The sequence below is a fragment of the Butyrivibrio sp. MB2005 genome (genome assembly GCF_000424285.1).
Lineage (GTDB): Bacteria > Bacillota > Clostridia > Lachnospirales > Lachnospiraceae > Butyrivibrio.
The window spans coordinates 83,050-105,722 of sequence record NZ_AUJP01000010.1; the positions used below are offsets into that span (position 1 = coordinate 83,050).

The 22,673-nt window shown below is 41.6% G+C and carries 23 protein-coding genes; 3 read left to right on the forward strand and 20 right to left on the reverse strand.

Features of this window, described 5'->3' with window-relative positions; all coding sequences use genetic code 11:
• Positions 1 to 39: 39 nt before the first annotated feature.
• The 3 genes from G610_RS0106050 to G610_RS0106060 form a co-directional block, all read right to left on the reverse strand.
• Positions 40 to 1,128, reverse strand: a complete 1,089-nt coding sequence (locus G610_RS0106050) for a LacI family DNA-binding transcriptional regulator (RefSeq protein ID WP_242829618.1) — start codon at positions 1,126 to 1,128, stop codon at positions 40 to 42.
• 308 nt (positions 1,129 to 1,436) lie between these two features.
• Positions 1,437 to 2,762: a glycoside hydrolase family 27 protein gene (locus G610_RS0106055; protein ID WP_026524081.1), complete on the reverse strand. Its 1,326-nt coding sequence runs from the start codon at positions 2,760 to 2,762 to the stop codon at positions 1,437 to 1,439.
• Positions 2,763 to 2,854: 92 nt separating this feature from the next.
• On the reverse strand, positions 2,855 to 3,976 hold the full coding sequence (locus tag G610_RS0106060; RefSeq protein WP_026524082.1) for a DUF362 domain-containing protein: 1,122 nt from the start codon (positions 3,974 to 3,976) through the stop codon (positions 2,855 to 2,857).
• Positions 3,977 to 4,159: 183 nt separating this feature from the next.
• On the opposite strand from G610_RS0106060, the gene G610_RS0106065 reads away from it, so the two are divergent.
• Positions 4,160 to 4,420 carry a hypothetical protein gene (locus G610_RS0106065; RefSeq protein WP_026524083.1) on the forward strand — a complete coding sequence of 87 codons (261 nt, stop codon included), beginning with the start codon at positions 4,160 to 4,162 and terminating at the stop codon, positions 4,418 to 4,420.
• A 94-nt stretch (positions 4,421 to 4,514) separates the two neighbouring features.
• Here the strand turns inward: G610_RS0106065 and G610_RS0106070 are convergent, their stop codons facing one another.
• The 9 genes from G610_RS0106070 to G610_RS19930 all read right to left on the reverse strand — a co-directional run bounded on the left by G610_RS0106070 (position 4,515) and on the right by G610_RS19930 (position 11,260).
• Positions 4,515 to 4,985 carry a hypothetical protein gene (locus tag G610_RS0106070; RefSeq protein ID WP_026524084.1) on the reverse strand — a complete coding sequence of 157 codons (471 nt, stop codon included), beginning with the start codon at positions 4,983 to 4,985 and terminating at the stop codon, positions 4,515 to 4,517.
• Positions 4,986 to 5,064: 79 nt separating this feature from the next.
• Positions 5,065 to 6,045 (reverse strand): phage tail tip lysozyme, encoded by a 981-nt coding sequence (locus G610_RS0106075; RefSeq protein ID WP_026524085.1) that lies wholly within the window; start codon positions 6,043 to 6,045, stop codon positions 5,065 to 5,067.
• 13 nt (positions 6,046 to 6,058) lie between these two features.
• A complete protein-coding gene (locus G610_RS0106080) occupies positions 6,059 to 6,841 on the reverse strand; it encodes a CheR family methyltransferase (RefSeq protein WP_026524086.1) in 783 nt (260 codons plus the stop codon).
• 356 nt (positions 6,842 to 7,197) lie between these two features.
• The gene (locus tag G610_RS0106085) at positions 7,198 to 7,650 is read right to left on the reverse strand and encodes a DUF3021 domain-containing protein (RefSeq protein WP_026524087.1); all 453 of its coding nucleotides are present in this window, start codon (positions 7,648 to 7,650) and stop codon (positions 7,198 to 7,200) included.
• Positions 7,643 to 8,134, reverse strand: coding sequence for a LytTR family DNA-binding domain-containing protein (locus tag G610_RS0106090; RefSeq protein ID WP_026524088.1), 492 nt, complete (start codon positions 8,132 to 8,134; stop codon positions 7,643 to 7,645). The genes G610_RS0106085 and G610_RS0106090 overlap by 8 nt, the downstream gene beginning before the upstream one ends.
• Positions 8,135 to 8,301: 167 nt before the next feature.
• Positions 8,302 to 8,469 carry a hypothetical protein gene (locus G610_RS23010; protein WP_155830972.1) on the reverse strand — a complete coding sequence of 56 codons (168 nt, stop codon included), beginning with the start codon at positions 8,467 to 8,469 and terminating at the stop codon, positions 8,302 to 8,304.
• On the reverse strand, positions 8,466 to 8,699 hold the full coding sequence (locus G610_RS0106100; RefSeq protein WP_081667268.1) for a hypothetical protein: 234 nt from the start codon (positions 8,697 to 8,699) through the stop codon (positions 8,466 to 8,468). Before G610_RS0106100 ends, G610_RS23010 begins: the two co-directional genes overlap by 4 nt.
• 37 nt (positions 8,700 to 8,736) lie before the next feature.
• Complete coding sequence (locus G610_RS0106105; RefSeq protein ID WP_026524090.1) at positions 8,737 to 10,173, reverse strand: Ig-like domain-containing protein; 1,437 nt, start codon at positions 10,171 to 10,173, stop codon at positions 8,737 to 8,739.
• A 31-nt stretch (positions 10,174 to 10,204) separates the two neighbouring features.
• Positions 10,205 to 11,260 carry a hypothetical protein gene (locus tag G610_RS19930; RefSeq protein ID WP_026524091.1) on the reverse strand — a complete coding sequence of 352 codons (1,056 nt, stop codon included), beginning with the start codon at positions 11,258 to 11,260 and terminating at the stop codon, positions 10,205 to 10,207.
• A gap of 315 nt (positions 11,261 to 11,575) precedes the next feature.
• Here G610_RS19930 and G610_RS19935 point away from each other — a divergent pair, with 315 nt between their 5' ends.
• Together G610_RS19935 and G610_RS23305 are read left to right on the forward strand one after the other, a co-directional pair.
• Positions 11,576 to 12,778 (forward strand): IS91 family transposase, encoded by a 1,203-nt coding sequence (locus G610_RS19935; RefSeq protein WP_035797091.1) that lies wholly within the window; start codon positions 11,576 to 11,578, stop codon positions 12,776 to 12,778.
• 26 nt (positions 12,779 to 12,804) lie between these two features.
• Positions 12,805 to 12,966, forward strand: a complete 162-nt coding sequence (locus G610_RS23305) for a hypothetical protein (protein WP_196809816.1) — start codon at positions 12,805 to 12,807, stop codon at positions 12,964 to 12,966.
• A gap of 166 nt (positions 12,967 to 13,132) precedes the next feature.
• Here the strand turns inward: G610_RS23305 and rpsA are convergent, their stop codons facing one another.
• From rpsA to G610_RS0106160, 8 genes are all read right to left on the reverse strand, one after another.
• Positions 13,133 to 14,269, reverse strand: a complete 1,137-nt coding sequence (gene rpsA / locus G610_RS0106125) for a 30S ribosomal protein S1 (RefSeq protein WP_026524092.1) — start codon at positions 14,267 to 14,269, stop codon at positions 13,133 to 13,135.
• Complete coding sequence (gene ispH / locus G610_RS0106130) at positions 14,250 to 15,104, reverse strand: 4-hydroxy-3-methylbut-2-enyl diphosphate reductase (RefSeq protein WP_026524093.1); 855 nt, start codon at positions 15,102 to 15,104, stop codon at positions 14,250 to 14,252. Before ispH ends, rpsA begins: the two co-directional genes overlap by 20 nt.
• Positions 15,105 to 15,120: 16 nt before the next feature.
• The gene (cmk, locus tag G610_RS0106135) at positions 15,121 to 15,783 is read right to left on the reverse strand and encodes a (d)CMP kinase (protein WP_026524094.1); all 663 of its coding nucleotides are present in this window, start codon (positions 15,781 to 15,783) and stop codon (positions 15,121 to 15,123) included.
• 62 nt (positions 15,784 to 15,845) lie between these two features.
• Positions 15,846 to 17,150 carry an NAD(P)/FAD-dependent oxidoreductase gene (locus G610_RS0106140; RefSeq protein WP_026524095.1) on the reverse strand — a complete coding sequence of 435 codons (1,305 nt, stop codon included), beginning with the start codon at positions 17,148 to 17,150 and terminating at the stop codon, positions 15,846 to 15,848.
• A gap of 23 nt (positions 17,151 to 17,173) precedes the next feature.
• Positions 17,174 to 17,728, reverse strand: a complete 555-nt coding sequence (locus G610_RS0106145) for a TetR/AcrR family transcriptional regulator (RefSeq protein ID WP_026524096.1) — start codon at positions 17,726 to 17,728, stop codon at positions 17,174 to 17,176.
• Positions 17,729 to 17,891: 163 nt separating this feature from the next.
• Positions 17,892 to 18,791 carry a hypothetical protein gene (locus G610_RS0106150; RefSeq protein WP_026524097.1) on the reverse strand — a complete coding sequence of 300 codons (900 nt, stop codon included), beginning with the start codon at positions 18,789 to 18,791 and terminating at the stop codon, positions 17,892 to 17,894.
• 203 nt (positions 18,792 to 18,994) lie between these two features.
• Positions 18,995 to 20,344, reverse strand: a complete 1,350-nt coding sequence (locus tag G610_RS0106155) for an NCS2 family permease (protein WP_196808033.1) — start codon at positions 20,342 to 20,344, stop codon at positions 18,995 to 18,997.
• Between the two features lie 206 nt (positions 20,345 to 20,550).
• Positions 20,551 to 22,557 (reverse strand): methyl-accepting chemotaxis protein, encoded by a 2,007-nt coding sequence (locus G610_RS0106160; protein ID WP_026524099.1) that lies wholly within the window; start codon positions 22,555 to 22,557, stop codon positions 20,551 to 20,553.
• Positions 22,558 to 22,673 lie beyond the last annotated feature (116 nt).

The following is a 22,673-nucleotide window of genomic DNA, read 5'->3' on the forward strand; positions in this document are numbered from 1 at the left end:
AGTCTTCCAAACCCATTCTACATTACAGCGCCTTTTGCCTTAGGCTCTGCTTGGTCCGCTGCTCTCACGCTTCACCAGGGTAGGCTCAACGTTCTGCCAGCGGGGAACTTCTTCACCCTTTGAAACCGCAATGGCTGTTTCAATAAGGCATTTACCAAAACTTTCGTAGTTATAATCCACGCTGGTAAGCTTAGGGATCATTACCTCTGAGATATAAGTATTATCGAAACTGGCTACAGAAAAGTCCTGTGGAATACGATATCCGCTGTCTCCTATGGCACGGACAACACCTGCAGCTGTGAAATCGTTGATGGCAATAATAGCCGTAGGGAGCTTGGGAAGCTGCATTATCTTCTTCATGGACTCATAGCCATCCTCTATGGAGTAGCTGCCATCCACGATATAGTCAGGATTCACCTCTATTCCGTGTTCCTTGAGAATATTTGTATAAATAACCTTTTTATCATTGGAGGATCTGACATCGGGACGTCCACCAACTATTGCGATTCTGGTATGCCCAAGAGCCAGCAGATGTTCCATTACAAGGCTTGTGGCACTTCTTGCATCAATCTCTACGCTATAGCTGGGAATACCTTCATCAAGGCGGCCTGTAACTATGAAGGGTACAGTATCTGACAGCTTCTTTACGATTTCGCCATAGTGCCTGTCTGTCTCAAGATCGTCAACTCGTCCACCTATCTGTACGATTGCGTCAACCTTCTGCTGTCTGAGCATTTCAAGCTGCTCTATCTCATTCTCTGTGACACCGAAGGAATTGTACAGTGAAACCGTGTAACCAGCCTTCTGAGCTGCCGATTCACAGGCAACAAAAAGCTGGGCGTAGAAAGGGTTTCTTACGTCTGCCACAATTATTCCTATTGATTTGGTCGAGGTTTCGGATAATCCCTTTGCGAGTGCATTGGGCTTAAAGTTATACTTTTCGATTATCTGCAAAACCCGGTTTCTTTTCTCTGCACGTACGTTGGCGCTGTTTGTCATAACGCGCGACACGGTGGCCGGTGAAACACCAGCCTCACGGGCAATATCATATATTGTGATACTTTTATTCTCTATGGCTCCCATAATTTCACACGCTTTCATGAAATTTGAAACCGGTTGCAATTCCATAATAAAATAAACTCCCTGACTATGTCAAGGAGTTTGTGAATGGGCCTCCTGCCTGCTTTATAAACATATATATTCCTCTCTGCTGACGCTCTCGCTCGGTTAAAAACGTAACGGTACTAAGATGGCAAAAAACGCCATCCAAGTACCGACGTTTTTATACGCAGCTTCGTGGAACATATATGTTTAATAGCTGGCAGGAGATGTATTTCAAAATTTACTTAAATAGTTTGTGAGTTATAACATCATGCGTAGGTCATATATTCCTATATATGCTGCTAATGAGCAGACAATATGTTTTTAATCTACGTTTAGAACAACCTGTAGACTACTACGCCGTGAGCGGGGATTTTTGCTGATATTATGCTCTGCTCATTAGAATCCCAGTCATTGGTTTTGCCGGTCCAGACGTCCTTTATGTTGGAGGCTGAATGGATGATGGCTGCGCCGGTTGTAAATTGGGCGGTATCACAGGTTACTTCTTTCTCGCTGTCAGTAAGATTGAACATACCGATGAACAACTCGGTACCATCTTCGTCAATGTTGAGCCAGATGGCTTCGTCGTCGCTTCTTCTGAACTGGAAGCCTTTGTGTTTGCCGTCCATTACTCGAAGGAGTTCTTTGTTGGTGAGCTGCGCTTTGTTTACGTCATCAAGCTTAGTGAGTTCTGCACCTATCATAAGAGGAGATCCGAACAGGCACCAAAGGCTCATCATGGTTCTTACTTCGTCAAAGGTAAGGTTAGAAGTTCTCTCCTGGCCAAAGCCGTAGCCAAGCTGTCCAAGAGGAAGCATATCGCAATCAGGATAGTTGCCCTTGGAGGTTCTGCCATTCCAGGTCTCACATCTCCAGAACATCTCCTTGAGAAGACGCCAGTCATCCCAGAAGTCATCTGTAATACGCCACATATTGGCATTTTCTTCATAGAAGAAGTTTCTGTCCACATGAGCAGGTCCGGGAGAAAGTGAAAGTACTATATCTCTTCCGCACTTCTCTATGGCTCTGTGAATCATCTTTGTCTCTTCATAGCCACTGAATTTTATTCTGCCGCTGTCAGGATACAGGAAGCTGTCGCAGATATCATCACACTTAATAAAATCAACGCCCCAGTCAGCATACATTTTAATAAGATCATCGTAGTATGCCTGTCCTGCTTCACCTGCCCTTACACCGTACATATCAGGATTCCATCCGCAGATAGACCATGCATCGGCAGCCATATCTGCAGTGAACTGTGTTCCGTGAATAGGGCACTTATCGTGAGCTGCCTGTCTTGCGATTCCTCTCATGATGTGAATACCGAATTTAAGCCCCAGGTCGTGCACGTACTGCGCAAGATGTGTAAAACCACTTCCATCAGCGGATGAAGGGAATCTGTTTACGGCAGGCTGGAGCCTTCCGAACTGATCCATCTCATCATTTCCAAAGGGAATATACTGGAAATCCGCACGTCTTGCGCCTGCATCCTTTGAATACCACTCAATGTCTACAACCACGTACTCATAACCGAATTCCTTCAGATTTTCAGCCATATATTTGGCATTGGCTTTAACCTGCTCCTCAGTTACGGTAGTATCGTAATAATCATAGCTGTTCCACCCCATAGGCGGTTTCTTTAAAAAGTTCTTTTTTCCCATACCATTCTCCTCATAAAAATAATAAATAGCTTCAATAATGAATCATAGCACAAATGAACCAGAGTTGATACTATCTCATCCGGTTCTGATTTTCAGATTTTTACAAGTTCGTAATCTCTGCTTCCGAGGCCTATTTTCTCGCCGTGAGCCAGAGTTTCCTTCCATTTTACATTTGGATTGTTATCAAGAAAATTGTCATCATGACGATGCCAGTCCATTTTAGCGAGATTATCTCCAAGCTGACTGTTTCTTACAGGTTCTGCCGCAAGGCACATATCTGCACAAGCCTGATCTATAGCAACAGGATCGAAGGATGCAAACATTCCGATATTGGGAAGGATAGGCGCATCATTCTCACCATGACAGTCGCAGTTAGGCGATACATCCATGATAAGGCTTATATGGAATGAGGGCTTATCATTCACGATAGCTGCGGTATATTCAGCCATTTTGCAGCAAAGAGACTCTTTTGCTGAATCATTGTTGGGATGGATTGCATCAAAAACGCAGGCGCCGATACATCTTCCGCAGCCCTTACACAGATCCTGATCTATCACAGCTTTTCCTGTCTCATAGGAAATAGCATCAGATCCGCACTCCTTAGCGCACTGCTTACAACTCTTACACATATCAGGATTTACGGAAGGTTTTCCGTCGTTATGCTGAAGCATTTTTCCTGCGCGGCTTCCTCCGCCCATTCCTATATTCTTGATAGCTCCGCCAAAGCCCGTCATCTCATGCCCCTTAAAATGAGACAGTGAAATGATTATGTCCGCATCATAGAGAGCGTGACCGATTATAGCTTCCTTACAATATTCGCCGTTTGGTACAGGAACGCTTATCTCATCGGTTCCCTTAAGACCGTCAGCGATGATTACATAGCATCCTGTGGTAACACTGTTAAATCCGTTTACCTCTGCATTATAGAGATGATCCACAGCATTTTTACGACTTCCTGGATAAAGGGTATTGCAATCCGTAAGGAAAGGCTTTCCCCCAAGCTCCTTTATCAGGTCAGCAACTGCCTTCACATAGTTAGGTCTAAGATATGAAAAGTTGCCAAGCTCGCCAAAATGCATTTTAATAGCTACAAACTTACCCTCAAAATCAATCGTATCTATCCCCGCTACTTTTAGCAGTTTTTGAAGCTTAACGCCCTGGCTCACGCCAATATGAGTTCTGAAGTCAGTAAAATATACCTTTGATTTGCCCATAAGAATTCTCCCTCCATTTATAAAAATGCACATATATATTTTAAGCAATATCGTTTCTTTTTCCAACAAAATAATTTGTAATTGACATCTTGAGCGTCATGTAGTTTTGTGGTATATTCTATGTAGTATCGAAAACTACATGTAGGCAGATTCGTGTAACGACCGGCCGGAACGGAGGAGAATATGACAGTTAAAGAATTGCAGAGTTTTTTTAAAGAACATCTCGTTCCTTCAAAGCTCTATACTTTTGGGAAAGGGCATGATGGCAGGATCTGTCTCACCAAGGTTGGCGAGATCTGGGAACTGTATTTCATGGATCACAAGGAAAAAATCGGTCTCATGAAATTTTCTGACGAGAACAGTGCATGTCTCAAAATGAAGGATGAACTCCGCAAGATAATGGAAAGTATCTACGAGATAACCTGGGTTCCAAAGAAAGCATAAATTCCTTAGAATAATTAAAGGCTGGCGCTATGGCCAGCCTTTTTTCATATTATCAGTAAATCTACATTTTCAAAGAACAAAATCCTATCCACCATCATGAAGTAAAATACAGTATTGCACAAACAAGAGAAAGTACCCAGAAAACCACGCTGAAATAAATAGTCCATCTGTTGCTGTCATATTTTTCAGTCTCTATGTAGTTCTCCTTAATAAGCTCTATTCTCTCCTCTTCATGGCCATCATAAATAGGTTCTTCAGGTTCTTCTTCCTCTTCGCCCTCACCCTCTTCTCCTGATTCATCAGTTTCATCATGTTCAGGCTCATTGTCCAGGGAAATATCCTCAAGGGTGGTTTCTTCCGGCTCGGGAACCGGCATTTCAACCTCATCTCCCGACAGTTCTGACACACCCTGAGGCTCAGGTTCAGTTTCTTCCTCCCTGCCAATCATGTCGGGATCCTTAAGCACAGGCTTTTCAACCCTGTTAAACTCTCCGACTATGAAAAAGCCAAGTCCCACAAGGAACAGAACCAGCGTATAAATAAGATAGATAAGATTATGCTTCATGAACATCCCCCTCTGCAGTCACGAATAATCTCTCACTCAAAAGCACATTCGATAAGAAAACTCTCTGGCGATTAAACAATCAGCTCTTCTTGAACTTTACTCCATCCGGTGTCATTTCCTTCAGAACAGACTTGTAAGTCTTGATCACCTTCTTATTGATCTTAAATACTGCTTTTTTGTTTATCTTTGCAAAACATCCCGGGCCAAACTCTGCAATCTTCTTGGACTTAATGTTTATGGATGTGAGATTCTTGCATTTATAAAATGCATTCTTCCCAATCTTTGTTACATTCTTACCGATGGTAACGGTAGTGAGTTTTTTATTGCCCTTGCAGGCACCTGATGCAATCTCAGTAACCTTGGCCTTGATATCACCGATAGTTACTGTGTTTGGAATATTCAGTACCGCAGCCTTTTTATCTGCTACCTTCTTAAAACAGAATGTATTCTCAGTAAGAGCTATGAAGGTTCCTTCATCTGTCTTATACTTCTGTCCCGGAGTCAGCTTAAGAACTATATCCTTATATCTGGGATAATAAACTGTCTTTGCCAGGTCGCCTCTCTGCTCTGCCCTGGTCTCCTTATCAGCAGGAATCTCGAAGTAATAGCACCATCTGTAGCCCGCATTGTAAGCACCCTTTTTATCGTTGCTTACACCCTTTAGAGGCTCAAGCACACTGTTTCTGTAATAATAGTCACCCTCAAGCTCAGATTTCAGATACTCAAGCTGTCCCTCAAGCTCCTTGTAATCATAGCCCTCTCTGCGACAATATCTTTTCAGATTCTCGTATCTCGCACCATGCCACTGACATATCCCGTAACTTGTTCCGTTATCACTTTCCGCATTTGTCCTAAAGCTGGATTCTTTCTCGATGTTAGCAAGAACACCGGCACTTGCGGCATTGTTAAAATCCATGTTCTCCATGAGGTAATAAAAAATCTTTTCCTCATTGTTTTTACCGCGCAAAGATGCAGCCTGTACGCTGCTCTGTGGCACAAACAGACTGCATCCTAAAATAATCGTAATTCCAATTAGTGTTTTTCCCCAAAAACCTTTCATACTCCCTCCGTTGTTACATAGGTTTCTCGTAGTAGAACGAGCTCTTTCTGATAAAGCCTATTTCCTTGTAATTGATAATCTGTTCGGTACTACCGATAAACAGAACTCCGCCCGGTGCGAGAGAATCATAATACTTTCTGAAAATCTCGTCCTTAGCTTCTTCTGTAAAGTAGATAAGCACGTTTCTGCATACGATAAGATGATAATCCTTCGGATAGGGCTCTCTTAACAGATCAGCCTGCTTGAAGTTTACTCTCTTCTTAACGTCATCTGCTACGCGCCATTTACCACCGGCTTCCTGTGTGAGATATTTCTTCTTCATCTCTGCAGGAACAGCCTTAACTTCCTTGTCATCATATACGCCTGCTCTTGCTTTTGCAAGGGCAACAGTATCGATATCCCATGCCGTAACACTTATCTGGTTAAGCGGAATATGGTTAGATAACAGCATAACTATAGTATATGGCTCATCACCTGTAGAGCAGGCAGCACTCCATATCTTAAGATTCTTACCAAATTTATTGATAAGCTCAGGAACCATCTGCTTATCCATAAGATTCCACTGATCAATATTTCTGTAGAACTCAGATACGTTTATGGTCAGATAAGTGATAAATGTCTCTCTGGCAGTCTGATCCTTCTTAATGAGATCCATGTACTGATCATAGCCCTTACACTCAGTCTTACTGATAAGTGTATCGATCCTGCGCTTCATCTGCTTTTCTTTGTACGCATTAAGATCAATCTTTGTAAGCTTATATACTTCGCCTTTGAACCATTCGTAATCAACAGCCATCTTTAAATCCCCCTAATCAAGAATTTATAGGATAATTCCTACCATGATAACTACTGATTTTAGTATAGCCCACTAAATACATGAGTGTAAAATTAAATATATATAAACAAAATTATGATTATATAACATTCATTGTATCACGACTTCTTAAGCTTCTTTGTAAGATAAAACATGCAGATAAAACATAGGACAATCTGCACCAGCGTAGAGCAGGGAGTAGCCAGACCTATATGAAAAAGTGATACAGGCTCTCTTTTGCTCATAAAATAAGAAACCGGAATCCTTACAAGAAAAGCACCGGTATTGCAAAACTTAAAAGCGGTCCCAAAATCGGGCCTTCGGTAAAATTCCTAGTCTTATCCATTTTCATCTGTATTCTTCAAATCCTTGATATCCTCAAGGGCATTATTTATCTCCTTAACTTTTTGGCTGTAAATAAGAAAATTCACAAACCATATTGTAATGTAAGCCCATATAAACAGCATAACACCAAGCCAGAAAAATGGATTATTAATTAATAGCCATCCCTGAATCGCGGCCAGCACCCAAAAACCTGAGAAGGATATAATAAAATGAGTAAATGTAACTCGCAAAATGCTCCAACGATCTACATCGTATACCGCAGAGGATCCCATACTGATAGCACCATATAATCCTCCGGCCAATAGTTCCAGAACCGAATGTACTGATAGTGTAAGCTCTCCGGGTTCTCCCTGGCTTGACAGATACCATACTGTAAGTCCTATAAGGATACCTATCCAGAATCCGATGATGCCTAAGATGAGAGCTCTTTTCATTATTCTACTCATGCTTATCACCACCTTTCCTCAGAACGGCCAGCCTCTCCTGGATATGCTTCATAAAACGCCTTGCTACCCAGGTCTGTGTACCATTAACAAAAATAACCTTAATAGTCCCCGCTATACTCATATCAAAGCTGGAAACCTTCTTAAGATTTACTATCTCACCCCGGCTGATTCTGACAAACGCATCTGACCTCAGTACATTCTCTAATTCCTTCAGCGGAATCCTTACTTCATACTCATCTGAATCAGTACACACCTTAAGCTTACGGCTCTCTGTATAAACACGGACAATATCCTTCTTATTAAGCAGAATGTCCATGTCCTCTTTGCGCACCGCAATTTTTTTATCTGAATCATCTGCAGCGCATTGTTTTACGCTCTCAATTATCCTCTCAACTAATTCTGTCTTCTCAGATGCCCTGATCACCACCTGAGGCTTATCATATCCAGAATCAATCTCAAGACGAATGCTAATTTTCTCATCCATTAGCCATCAATTCCTCATGCGAAAAATCCAAGATCACCATCAATTACAACAGACAATACCATTGTAACAAATTGTGAGGATTCTTTGCATGAGGAATGTAGGATAACTTTATTATTTACTTAAGGATGTTTTCAACAAGTACAACTGCGGTAAAAACACTTCATACTTCATTGACAATACGGATAATTATATGTAAATCCTGTGGTTTCCTGAGCAACAGGATCATCAAATATATGTCTGTAATTATTGCCATTAAATCCATCCGTAGAATACCCTATTAATGTTCTAAGTTGATCTGCTGTTCCACCATAATAAACAGATCTAAGGCTTATCATCGTTTCTGACCCCCAGCCGTCAGCGGTAAAACCGTCGCAGTAACTGACTTGCTCTCACCTACTTTCAAGTCAACAGATGTATAGTCAAGTTTTACCTCTTTTACAGCAACCTTCTTAACAACCTTCAAAGTGATAACACACTTCTTCTTTTTATCTTTGGTAGTTACGGTTATTTTGGCTTTCCCATTCTTTTTACCGGTTATCACACCATTATTTGTGATAGTGGCAATCTTCTTATTAACAAGTCCCCCAAAGTATTCATTTAAATTATTTCTTCACCTTTACTTTTATTGTTACAGTCTTCTTGCCGGCTTTTACAGTAATCTTGCAGCTGCCCTTTTTCTTGGCAGTAATGGTTATCTCGCCGGTTTCCTGATCAATCTTCGCAGTCGCGATCTTTTTATTACTTGATTTGACTGTGATTTTTTCCTTTGTAGATACATAGTCTGGTGAAGCTGTTGCTTTTACAGTTGCAATACTTCCTTTTGAAGCAAGATTCACTGATTTCTTCGAAACCTTAAGCTTTGTGGTTTTAACTTCTCCGGTTTGTACTTTAACATTCAGCTTACATGACAGTCCCGATTTAGTGGTTACCGTAATCTTGGTAGAACCCTTCTTTATGCCTTTTATAGAAAGAGTCGTTCCGCTATAAGATACTGTCGCTATCTTGCTATTTGCAGATTCCACTGATTTTATTTCATCATTTGTAAGAGTTGCTTTAACAGTCTTAAGAGTCTTACCCTTCTGAATGACTACTGACGATGTATTAAGCCTAAATGAAGGAATTGTTGCAGGCTTGGTTGTTTCATTATTGGTGGTATCGGAGTTATGGCTATTGTCGGTATCATTATTGTTGTTAGTGTTGTTATTATTGTTACCATTGTTGTTATTTCCTACAGGCTCTATTACTACTGTTTTCGGATATGAGCCATCCGATGCTAATATTACCTTGGTATTGGAATCACCCATACCAACGTATCCTCCCGCCGGAGTCGTTATAGCAAGAGCCGGATTTATATTGATATTGCCAAAGGTTCTTAATGGATAATAAACAGAATCTTCACGGTAAATTGTCGCCGTTACTTTGGTGACATTTGCGCCTATATTTATATCTTTACTTCCATCAGAAAAAAATCCCGTTTCTATTCCCCAACTACCTTTAGCAAAAAGAGTTCCATCTACGATGTTTACAGTGCCCGCTGAGAAGATGCCTCTGGAAGACCCACCAGTTGCCTCAGTGGTTATCTTACCTTTAAGATTAAGAGTTTCTGATTGATAATTTGTACAGATACCGCACGCGACCGTACTGATATTTATTCCAGTGCCTGTACCATTCACCGTTAAAGTAGCGTTGTTCTGATTACTTCCTATACCAATTGAGGAATTTGTTATGCTACTTATGCTACCATATCCACTCACAGTAAGGCTGTCTAATTCAGAATATATACCGTATGTATTGCCATTTTTTGAATATGAGCTTGTAATATTAGAACCTTCGAGCGTAAGGGTATTAGTATCGGGATTATACGAGGCAGTACCATTTCCAAGAATATTTCCCGCATTATCTGAAGATACCTGTGTCTCCCCCACCCATAGATTGTAATAATCGCTTGCCTTTACAATACGGGAAGGATAAAGCATAAACAACGCCACAATAAACAATGTAACCATAATTAACCTTGACTTATTAGTTTTACACTCCATTCTAAGCTCCTTTCCTATCTGCCATTTCTGATTACTTAACTGTAAGCTTAAGTGTTACTGTCGCAGTACCTTTCTTGTAATTCTTATCTCCTGCTGCAGAAACCTTAACTGTTACATTGTAGGTTCCTTTAGGAAGCCCAGGCTTGATTACCAGATCACCGGTCTTTCTATTGACTCCAATCTTCACATTAGCTTTTTCCATCGAATATGATACTTTGCCCACTGCCTTAGAAAGCTTGAACAGTTTTGAAGATTTGATCGTTTGTTTAGTTTTCTTCAGCTTTTTATACTTAACTGTAGGATTCTTCCTGAATTTCAGCACTCCGGGATTCTTTGCTTTGTTTATCTTCCATTTAATGGTCTTGGCTTTTGTTGTCCCATCAGACCACTTATATCCTTTTGCCAGCTTTGCAGTGGCTTTGTATGTTCCAGCATTTTTCTGTTTATTACCTGTAACGGTATAACCTGTGCCTTCTGCTACTCCTGTCTGTTTCTTACCATTGTAAACAAGAGTCTGACCTTCCGGTATCTGAGCTATTTTTTCTCCGGTCATAGCACCTGCGCCACCTCCGCCACCGGAGCCACCATTTCCACCGCCTTCTCCGGTACCTGTTCCACCGGAGCCGCCGCCATTTTCTCCTGAAGAATTGCCTTCACCACCTGAACCACTTGTCGAACCACCGTCTGGATTATTCTTATCATAGTTACATTTTGTACACACGCCTTTCGAATTAAAGGTATGCTCTTCAGAGATAATAAATGAACCGCAGACTTCACATATGCTATTTATGTTATGTGAAGTTGCATTAGAAGGAGTATAAGTCCTGCTTGTTAAAGTGTGAGATTGCTCTAGCAACGTATCATATGTTCCATTTGTTCCATCTAACAATTTGTTACATACAGGGCAGAACGACCTGATTGTATGCTTATCCAGCGTCCGTTCAATCACTCGTATCTGATAAGAACTAGCATGATCGTTGCCACAAGCAGTTGCCGCTGCCGCCACCTCCAGACAAGCGCTGTTAAAAGTAATTATCATTGATACAATAATAGAAAATGCAACTAATAATACGTTTCTCTTCTTCATAGAACTTACCTGCCTTTCATCCAGAAATACCAAGATATTACCCCGATATGTCCTGATTCATTTCACATCGTATATTACGCAAATTCACAATCATATTTCATCGCTGATTTGTTTTGTACGTCCATATTATATGTTCCATTCCCTTTGCATCAATGCTTTATGTCTAAGCGGTCGTTTTATATGTCTAAGCGGTTTCTATTTAGATATGCTATGGTTTAGCACGTAAAAAAGTGCCTACGGCACCTCAACTCCCCTGCCCCTCACTCATGAGGGGTTGGGGTTGTTTTTTGCCCTAAGTCCTTCATAATAATATCTATGAAACGTAATACACTACAGGAATTGTTTCGAGATCACTATGAAGAAATTCAATATACACTCCATCCCAGAAAGACCGAGATGGAAAACATTGATAAAATGATCAATTGTGGCGATCCATCTTATGGTGGTGCCATGTATGGTTGTGCTGAATGTGGTACTCTCAAGTTCATCCCTTTCCGCTGTCATTCAAGGTTCTGCCCTACTTGTGGCGCTTTATATTCTCAGAAACGTGCCCAAGCTATGTCATTCAAACTGATAAACTGCCAGCATCGTCACTGTGTATTCACCATTTCCAAAGAACTCCGTCACTACTTTCTTGAAGACAGAGACCTTCTTAATTGCTTATTTGACGCTGCAAGTAGTGTGATTCACCAGATGTTTTACAAGATGAACAAATCACAAAACTTCACTCCCGGTTATATCCTTGTACTGCATACATTTGGCAGGCCGCTTGAGTGGAATCCTCATATACACTGCCTCATCTCCGAAGGTGGAGTAGGTGATACAGGTTTCTGGCGCAAGGTCGATTTCTTCAGTTTCAAATACATGCGCCATGCTTTCCAAACAGCTCTTCTAAGCCTTATGGAAAACCGCATCACTGATCCTCAAAAGAAAGCTCAGTTCAAAAGAGAAAAAGCACTCTCTTACAAAAATCAGAAGGATGGCTTCTACATCTATGCAAAGCCAACACTTGCTGATAAGAATACTGTAGCCAAGTATATAGGCCGTTACCTTGGTCGCCCTGTAATAGGGCTTTCAAGAATAGATTCCTATGATAAAGAAAAGGATACTATCACTTTCCACTACAATCGGCATGAAGATGAAGTTCTTGTAACTGAGACCATACCAGCCATTGAATTCATCAAGCGTCTCATACAGCACATACCTGAAAAAGACTTTAAGATGATCCGTTACTATGGCGTTTATGGTCGTCATAGGGAATCAGACAAAAAGCTAAGCCGTCTGATTCATGCTTCAAAAAGGCCCTTCTATAAATCATTCCTGCAGTGGCGTTCAGGAATTTTATCTGCTTTCGGATATGATCCATTAAAGTGTCCAAAGTGTAACAGCACCATGAAATTCCTCGAACTATACTACAATCACAAACGTGTTTCTCTCGAAGACTTATATGAAAAGGTAATGGGAAAATGCCGTCCCAAATGTCGCGCCCCTGTTCAAACCAATTCCCTGGCATGCTAAAATGAGGCATGACAGGAGGATAGATCATGGTTGATAAGGCACTAATAGCAAAGCTTAGAGAGAAATACATGCAATGCCCGCCGGAAGGCATGTCGGCGGATGAAATCCGTGAGATGGACGATGAAGACCTTCTCGATATGGATTACTTTATGCACGAAGATGATGAATTCTTTGATGAGGTAGACTGATAATAACAATCAGCATACCTCCGCTTTGCGTGGCCCGGTCTTGCCGGGCCTTTTAATTCAAGGTTGCGCCGCCAAGGCGCAATTTCCTATTAAACAAAAAAAGACTGTAAAAAATGATAAATCATCTTTTACAGTCCCATTAATTATTCGCTATTTAAATCAATTATTATTCTGCATCCTGCTCAGCGATAACCTTGTCGATATCAACGCTTGCAACATCTGCATCATCAGCAGCTTCATCTTCCTTCTCAGGAGCTGTAAGAGCCTTAATGCTAAGGCTGATCTTACGATCTGCTTCGTTGAAGTCTACGATTCTTGCTGTAACTTCCTGGCCGATGCTAAGTACATCTGAAGGCTTCTCGATGTGCTCTCTAGCGATCTGAGATACATGAAGAAGTGCATCAATGCCGGGCTCAAGCTCGATGAATGCACCAAAGTCTGTCATTCTGGCAACCTTACCTGTTACTTCGTTACCAACTGCATACTTTGTCTCTGCATCCTTCCAAGGGTTCTCATCATCAAACTTTCTTGAAAGAGCGATCTTGCTGCCATCGATTCCCTTAATCTGAACCTTAACAGTATCGCCAACCTTGAATGTCTTCTTAGGATTCTCAACACGGCCCCATGACATCTCTGAGATGTGAAGAAGTCCGTCTGCTCCACCAAGATCAATGAATGCACCGAAGTCTGTAACATTCTTAACAACACCATCAACGATGTCGCCAACACCGATTGTCTCAAAGAGCTTCTTAGCCTGCTCAGCCTTCTCAGCTGTGATAAGAGTCTTTCTGTTACCGATGTATCTTCTACGCTTCGGATTGTACTCTGTTACTACAAACTGGATCTCCTGTCCTTCATACTTGGAAAGATCCTTCTCGTATGTGTCTGAAACAAGACTTGCAGGGATGAAGATACGAACCTCATCAACTACAACAGTAAGTCCGCCATCAAGTACCTGAACAACCTTAGCTGTAAGTACTTCCTGATTGTTGAATGCTTCCTCGATACGCTTGTTTCCTCTGTCAAGGGCAAGACGCTTATATGAAAGGATAACCTGACCGTCTGCATCATTGGTCTTAAGAACCTTGACATCCATTTTGTCGCCTTCTTTAACCACCTGAGTCAGATCGATGCTGTTATCATTACTGTACTCATTCTTTGTGAGAATGCCATCTGATTTGTAGCCAATGTTAAGAATAATCTCTTCAGGCTTAACAGAAATGACAGTGCCTTCAACGACCTCCCCCGTATGAATTGTTTTGAACGACTCATTGAGCATCTGTTCAAATGATTGTTCTGACATGTTTCTGAACCTCCTCGATAATGTTCTTTGGGGTGGACGCCCCGGCGGTAATTCCCACTACTTTGATGTCTTTAGGAATATCCATATTCAAATCATCAATAGTCTGGATGAAATATGTATTAGCACATTTCCTGCTGCATATCTCATACAGCTTACGTGAATTTGAACTGTGCGCTCCGCCAATCACTATCATAGCGTCAACCTGACCGGCAATTTTCTCTGCCTCTGTCTGACGTTCTTCGGTTGCACTACAAATAGTGTTCACAACATTAACATTGTAGCGCGAATTAGAAAATTTATCAACGGTTTCTTGAAATTTATTTGTATTAAATGTAGTTTGGGATACGATACAAATCTCAGTTCCCTCTTGAAGCTTCAAGTTGTCAACGTCCTCAGGCGTCTCTACTACGTAAACAGGGCCCGACGCATAGCTTACAATGCCGTCTACTTCCGGGTGTTTGGCACTTCCGACTACAATAATTGTTTTGCCGGCGGCGCTCTCTTTTTCAACGATATTATGTATACGTTTTACAAAAGGACATGTGGCGTCGATATGTTCAAGTCCCTGCTTCTCGATGATCTCATAAATTTCTTTTCTGATACCGTGGGATCTGATTATCAAAATTCCATCGTTAATATTTTTCAGTTCTTCGCAGGATTCGATAACCTTTACACCCTTTTTCTCAAGATCGGAAACAACGGTCTCATTATGAATAATGGGGCCATAGGTGTAAATCTGTTTACCGCTGTTTTTTTCAATCTGCTCGTAAACCACATCAACAGCTCTTGTTACTCCAAAACAAAAGCCTGCATGTTCGGCAAGTATTACTTCCATCTGTTTACCTCGTTAATTATTTAGCCTCATAGAGACTGATGATCTTATCAGCTACTTCCTCAATGGTCATGTATGAAGAATCTACCTCAACAGCATCATCTGCCTTTTTAAGAGGTGAGTTCTCTCTAGTCATATCTCTGTGGTCACGCTCTTTAATCTCCGCCTCGATGGTGTCAAGATCGCATTCTACGCCCTTCTCAACCATTTCCTTATAACGTCTCTCAGCGCGGACTCTGCTGCTGGCTGTAAGATAAACCTTAAGCTCCGCATCAGGAAGTACCACTGTTCCGATATCTCTTCCGTCCATTACAACATCAGTGGTCTTAGCCTGCTTCTGCTGAAGCTCAACAAGCTTTTCTCTGACTTTAGCATTTGCACTGGTCTTAGATGCCATAGCGCTTACTTCCTCAGTCCTAAGGAAACTGTTTACATTCTCGCCGTTAAGATAAACTACCTGCTCGCCATTCTCATGACCGATAGAAATATCAGCAGAATCCACATTTTTCTCTATCTCGGCGGCATCATCACCGGAAACGCCGTTTCTTGTCATATGAACTGCCATAGCGCGGTACATCGCACCTGTGTCTATATAAATAAAACCAAGCTTCTTTGAAACAATCTTAGCGATTGTGCTTTTGCCTGCACCTGCAGGTCCATCTATTGCAATACTCTTTCCCATTTTTGTTTCTCCTTAATAAAAATATTTTCTTAAAGTGCAGCCGTAGCCACACTGCACAGGTCTCACTCAGACACCGCACTCTCTCCTGCAAGGTGTCCCGTTGACCAGGCAATCTGCAGATTAAATCCGCCGGTCTGGGCATCAACGTCTATTATCTCACCTGCAAAATACAGCCCACCTATCTTCTTGGATTCCATGGTGGAGGGATTTATATCGCTTGTTGATATGCCGCCTCTTGTGATAATAGCCTCGTTAAAATTCCTTGTGCCTGTAACTGTAAGCCGTAAATCCTTTATAAGTGCCACAAAATCCGCACGTTCCTTTTTAGTAATGGAATTAAGCGGCTTCTCGGGATCAATTCCTGAAAGCTTTATCATTACAGGAATGAGCTTTGAAGGAAAAAGACCATTCAGACTGTTCTTAAACTGCCTGTTTCTTGATACCTCGAATTCCCTCTGAACTCTTTTATCAAGCTGTTCAATGGTAAGTGCCGGCTTTAAATCAAGGTGAATCACGTATTCTAAGGGATTACCCTTTTTATCCTTCTCCTCGTAATAGCAGCTGGATGTAAGGATAAGGGGTCCGCTCACACCAAAGTGAGTAAACAGCATCTCTCCAAAGCCATCATAGACTATTTTCTTTTTCTTCTTGCCACCGGATGCACCTTCTGATCCTGCAGCTTCCTTCACAGCAGGCGGGAGCTGTTCAAGCTTAACCGCCACGTTCTTAAGCGACAAGCCCTGAAGCTCTTTGCACCAGTCCTCTTTTATCTCAAAAGGAACAAGTGAAGGCTTCATCTCTGTAACCTTATGTCCCAGCTCTCTGGCAATCTTGTGGCCTGTTCCCGTGGAGCCTGTTGAAGGATAGGACAGTCCTCCTGTACACATGATCACAGCGTCAGCTTCTGTTATTCCGGAATCCGATGAAACAACCGCTTTTACTCTGTTCTCGGAATCTGTCTGAATCCATGTAACTTCGTCCTGATATCTGATCTCAACCTTGAGCTTTTTAAGGATTTTCACAAGGGTACTTATGATGTCAGACGAATGATCTGATACCGGGAAAACTCTGTCTCCACGCTCTGTTTTCAGCTTGCAGCCGTTATTCTGCAAAAGCTCCATAACTCTCGTATTGTCATAGCCATAGAGAGCGCTGTATAAAAACTTTGAGCCATGAGGAATCTTATCAAAATACTCACTGATATCGCAGGCATTTGTCACATTGCATCTGCCCTTACCGGTGATATAAATCTTCTTCCCGGGCTTTTCATTTTTTTCAAAAATAATAACGGATGCGCCAGCTTCCGCAGCAGCTATCGCCGCCATCATTCCTGCAGCCCCGCATCCGATAACAACAACATTCTTCATTCGAAAAACTAACTCCGTATACCTTACGCCTTACTGAAAGCTTCGTAAGCAGACTCAAGCATTGCTACAGAGTCAGCCTCCTCGAGGTCATAGTCTCCTGTAACAGCCATGCAGCCTGCGCCATGAATAAAGATCCACATCTTCATGAAAAGATGTTCTGCGTTCTGAACGCCCTTCTCTCTTGCACGGGAAACTTCACGAACAATATTCTCCTCATCGCCGTTTACGATATCATACATGCTCTTAGCCTCTTTTACATCGCTTGATACAAAGAGAAGCTTAAAGAGATTAGAGTGTTGCTGAGCAAAACTTATATAACTGATTCCAAGATCAACAAAGGGAGTATCGTGCTTCTTCTCTCTTCCTCTGCAAAAATCTTCAAAATACTTAATTGCTTTATCTAAAACATCCTTCTTGAGCTCATCCATATTGTCATAAATACGGAAAATAGGCTGTGTTGAGCATCCTGCAGCACCTGCGAGCTTTCTGGATGTTATCTGGTCAAAACCTTCCTTAACGGTAATTTTAAAAGCAGCATTTACGATTTCTTCCTGTGTAATAGTTGCCTTGCGTGACATACTGATTTTTCCTCCTTAGAATATCATACGTTATAATATTAGTGTTTAGAGTTATTTCTGTCAATGGCTTTAAGCCTGCATATATCAAAAAAGTGTCCGCCTCCCGGTTCTTTAACCAGGTAGCGGACGCTCCATATTTTTATGAAAAATACCATGTACAATCTTAAATACTAAGCTGCATTTCCTTATCCGGCTCTACTTGTTCGCCCCTGGAATCAGCTGCATTAAAAATTGCCATTCTCTGCTCTCCCGTAAGTGTATCTGACGCTTCATCGGAAAAAGCTTCCTCGATGGAATCAGAGTTTCTATCAAGAGCTCCGCGGTTTGCCAGATTCCTTACTATTCCTTCTCTGAAAACCTGCTCTCTGTCTGAGAATTCACGATCTTCTTCAGTACGTGATGTCATCTCAGTATCATAGGCATATCTGGATATCGTACCGCTGAGATACATCTGCCGAAGTTGCTGGTCCGAATATCCTTTAAATGATGTGATCTGTGGTTCGTATTTAGTGCCCTCAGTATCAATAGTTGCAGCCAGTGTCTCAAGCCTCGTGGTATCCGGTATAACAGGCTGACTTTGCACCTCTATGGGCTCTGCTATTTCTGTCTCTACTTCTACGCCAATATCATTACTGGCTTCCACTATTTCGCGCTTTAACTCACGCTTTATTTCCTCGATATAGCGATTAGGTTCCTTCTGATGAACCTTGGACACTTCAACAGTAGCATCACCGGTAAGGTCATCTGCCATCTCCTCGCCGGCTATATTCATATAAAGATTATTAACTGTTCTCTCTGCTTTGGCTCTTGCCTGTATCAAAGCAGTATTCTCTTTGCTTTGTTCAACAAGCTTATGCTTTGCCTTATCGCTGGCGTGAGCAGTATCTCCATCTTGTGAAACGGAAATCAAATCCTTGCGGGATTTTGCAGATTCCTTTCGTTTACTTCCGGAATCTGATGCTTTGCTTTTGACATTTCCTATCCTATTAGCCGTGATAGACACTGATTGTCTTGCGGCATTTATCGCACCGCTGTTAGCGGCTTTAATCGTGATATCTGCCATAACGCAACCTCCTTGTCTCCCCATCACATAAATTCCTATATTGATTATACCACTTTTCTTATTATCTGACAATTCATTCTTTTGTCTGATATTTTATTACAATAATGACGCAATAATGTGAAACAGAAATCCAAAACTGATATGCAAAGGCACAAAAAATCCCCGTCACTTAGAAGTGACGGGGAGTAAATATCAATCCTATATTACTGGAAGTTTGTAACAAGTACTACTACTCTCAGAGCAAACAGTACGAATACAAACCACATAACAGGAGATACGTCCTTTGCCTTGCCGATGAGGACCTTAACGATTACCCATGCAAGAACTGCAAACATGATACCTGTAGCGATTGAGTATGAAAGAGGCATCATTACAAGTGCCATGTAAGCACCAAGTGTATCAGCTACATCACCATCAAATGTGATGTTCTTAGCACTTGCTACCATAAGCATACCAACATAGATAAGAGCCGGAGCTGTTGCAAATCCGGGAATTGCAAGGAAAATAGGGCTAAGTACAAGTGATACAAGGAACATGATACCTGTTACAAGAGCTGTAAGACCTGTACGTCCGCCTGCAGCAACACCTGCACTTGACTCAACGAAACTTGTTACTGTAGAAGTACCAAGGCATGAACCGCAAACTGTACCGATAGCATCTGACATGAATACGCTACCTACTCTGGGAAGGTTGCCATCCTCATCAAGAAGGCCTGCCTTGTCAGCAACACCTACTACTGTTCCAACTGTATCGAACAGATCTACATAAAGGAAGCTGAATACGATAGCAATGAACTGAACAAGATGTGATGCAGCCCAACCGAAGTCAAACTTAAATGCAGTCTCAGAAACAGCACCAAGCTGAAGACCTGCTGAGAAATCAGGGAATACGTTACCAGCTGTATACCAGCCTGTTGCCTGAGCGATCATACCAAGAATCCATGTAGCGATGATTCCAATGAGAACTGAACCTGTTACACGATAATGCTCAAGAACGATGATAATAATAAGACCAACGAGAGCAAGAACCACCTCAGCGTTTGAGAAGCTGCCAAGAGCTACTGTAGTAGACTCATCAGCTACGATGATGTTTGCACCCTTAAGGCCAATAAATGCGATGAAAAGACCGATACCTGCAGAAATACCATACTTAAGGTTCTGAGGTATGCTGTTGATAATCTGCTCACGGAATTTGAAAACTGAAAGGATGATGAAGATAATACCTTCAACAAATACTGCTGTAAGAGCAATCTTGAATGCACCGGGCTCTCCGCCAAGCTCTCCAAGGCAAACTGTAAATGCAAAGTAAGCATTAAGTCCAAGTCCTGCTGAAAGAGCGATAGGATAGTTAGCAAGGAATGCCATACAGAATGTTGCGATTGCAGAAGCAATTGCAGTTGCAACAAATACACCGTTTGCATTCATTACTGCACCAAGAATACTGGGGTTAACGGCCAGAATGTAGGCCATTGAAAGGAACGTGGTGAGGCCGGCAATAATCTCGGTTTTGACCGTAGTATTATGCTCCTCGAGTTTAAAAACTTTTTCCAACATGTTTAGTCTCCTCCATAAAAACAATGTCTCCAAAACAATAAAAATATAGCATAATTTAAGCTTTCAGAAAAGAGGTTTATCACATTATTGGAAAGTATTATTCGAAAGGATTTTACAGAGCATTCTCACATGACGTTTTTACAAAAACTGCTCCCGACCTTGTGATCGGGAGCAGCTATATATACATCTATTTTTTATTAATCAAATTATTTGAAGAACTTCATATCTTCGTTGAGCTTCTCAGCAATACTCTTAAGTCCGTCAGCAGAGGATGCAAGAGTTGTAACTGTTGCAGAGAGCTCCTGCATGGAAGCACCGGTCTCCTCTGAGGATGCTGCATTTTCTTCAGAGATAGCTGAAAGAGCACTCATAGTATCTACAACAGCATTCTTAGAAGAATCACAGGTATCAGCACCCTGAGAGATAAGGTCTACGCCGCCGACAGTACTGCCAATATCCTCCAGCATTCCGTTAACAGCTTCAAGGGTCTCTCCAAGAGCAATCTGCTGATCCATGTTCCCCTGCTTAACATCTGCTGCTGCAGAAACAGCCGCATTACTCTGTTCCAGAAGTATATCCATCTCACGTCTGATGTCATCAGCCATCTGTTTGGAATCATCAGCCAGCTTACCGATCTCTTCAGCAACAACCGCAAAGCCCTTACCTGCTTCGCCTGCTCTTGCAGCCTCAATTGAAGCGTTAAGTGAAAGGAGGTTGGTCTGCGTCGCGATAGATGCAATTCCTTCTACCTTGTCATTGATATTGGATACTGCTTCCTGTGTAGCGGAAATAGTATTGGAAATATCATCGATCTTATTAGTCATATCAGATGAAGAATCCTGCAAGGATGCAAGGGATCTACTGGAAACTTCTGATGCTTCCTTCATCTTCTGAGCAAGGGTTGAAAGGTTTCCTGTAGAATTCTGCACATCGGATACAGCGTCACCGATTCTGCCTACGTTCTCAGAAGCACTCTGAATCTCATCAGCCTGCTGTGTAGCACCTGATGCAATCTCCTGAACCGCATTGGATACATCCTCTGCTGTCTGGGAAATCTGATTAGCCATATCAGCCAGCTCTTGTGATGATGTGCCTACACCGGATGCAGATTCCTTAATATTTGAAACAATATCATCCAGTGTTTCTATAACTGAGTTCATATCTCTTGAAATTTCTCCGAACTCATCCTTTCTGGCATCGAATTTATCCACCTTAGTAAATCTGCCATCTGCCAGCGCTTTAAGTGAAGCACCAACAGCTGCTATCGGACTGGTAAAACTATTTGCCATCATAAAGGAAACGGCAATTGCCATTACAAGAAGAATCACACCAACAATTATCACTATCGTAGCTGATTTTCTTGCAGCGGAAAGAACCTTATCGGAATTAGTTGCTGAGCAAACACGGTACTCTGATTTAGGCTCTACTACATAAGCCACATATCCTTTTCCTGTATCATCTAAGTAGAAACCGCTGGTCTTGCCGGATGTCATGAATTCTGACTGAGCTCTGCTTTCTTCTTCATGAGCGCCTTCACCAATCTCATACTGAGAGTGAGCAGCTACCATACCTTCTCTGTCAACAAGGAAAGCATCTTCCGCTTCAGCTTCCAGCATTTCATGGAAATTATTCAAATCGAAGTTTCTTTGAACAATACCAATTATTGAATCGCCATTCTTTATAGGAACTGCAAAGGTTATAATACGTTTTCCTGTAGTCTTACTGATCTGAATATTAGAAACATATATTGATCCTGCAATTGCTTTCTGGAAATATTCTCTGTCAGCTACATTGACCAGATCACCTTTTGCTCTGGCAAGCTGCTGGCCGTCTGCACCTGTGATTACAGTAGTATCTCCATCATCAAGAATTGCATCACATTCAGACAGTGTAGCAATTACAGCATCTTCAGGTATACCTGCCTCTCCTGTTACATAATTAATAATTGTAGGGTTACCTGCAATACTCCTAATCATGTTCATATTTGCATCCAAAATATTCACAAATTTACCGGATAAATACCTTGCCTGCCACTCCAGAGAAGCCTGGGCATCTTCCATGGCCTTATCAGTTGATGTCTTATAGCTTACTATTACTGCTACTATCAATGGAATAGCAGCTGCCAGAATCATTACCGTTATCAGCTTGGTCTTAATGCTGTCTTTAAAACTGATATTACTCTTTACCTTTTCAGATGCATCATTCTTAGCCATTCTCTTTTGCCTCCATAATAAAAAAAGATTTAAATGCAATAAATCATATTAATAATATACGACTTATCGCATCTAAATCTATTAAATAATCATTAAAAGAATGCTAAAACATTATA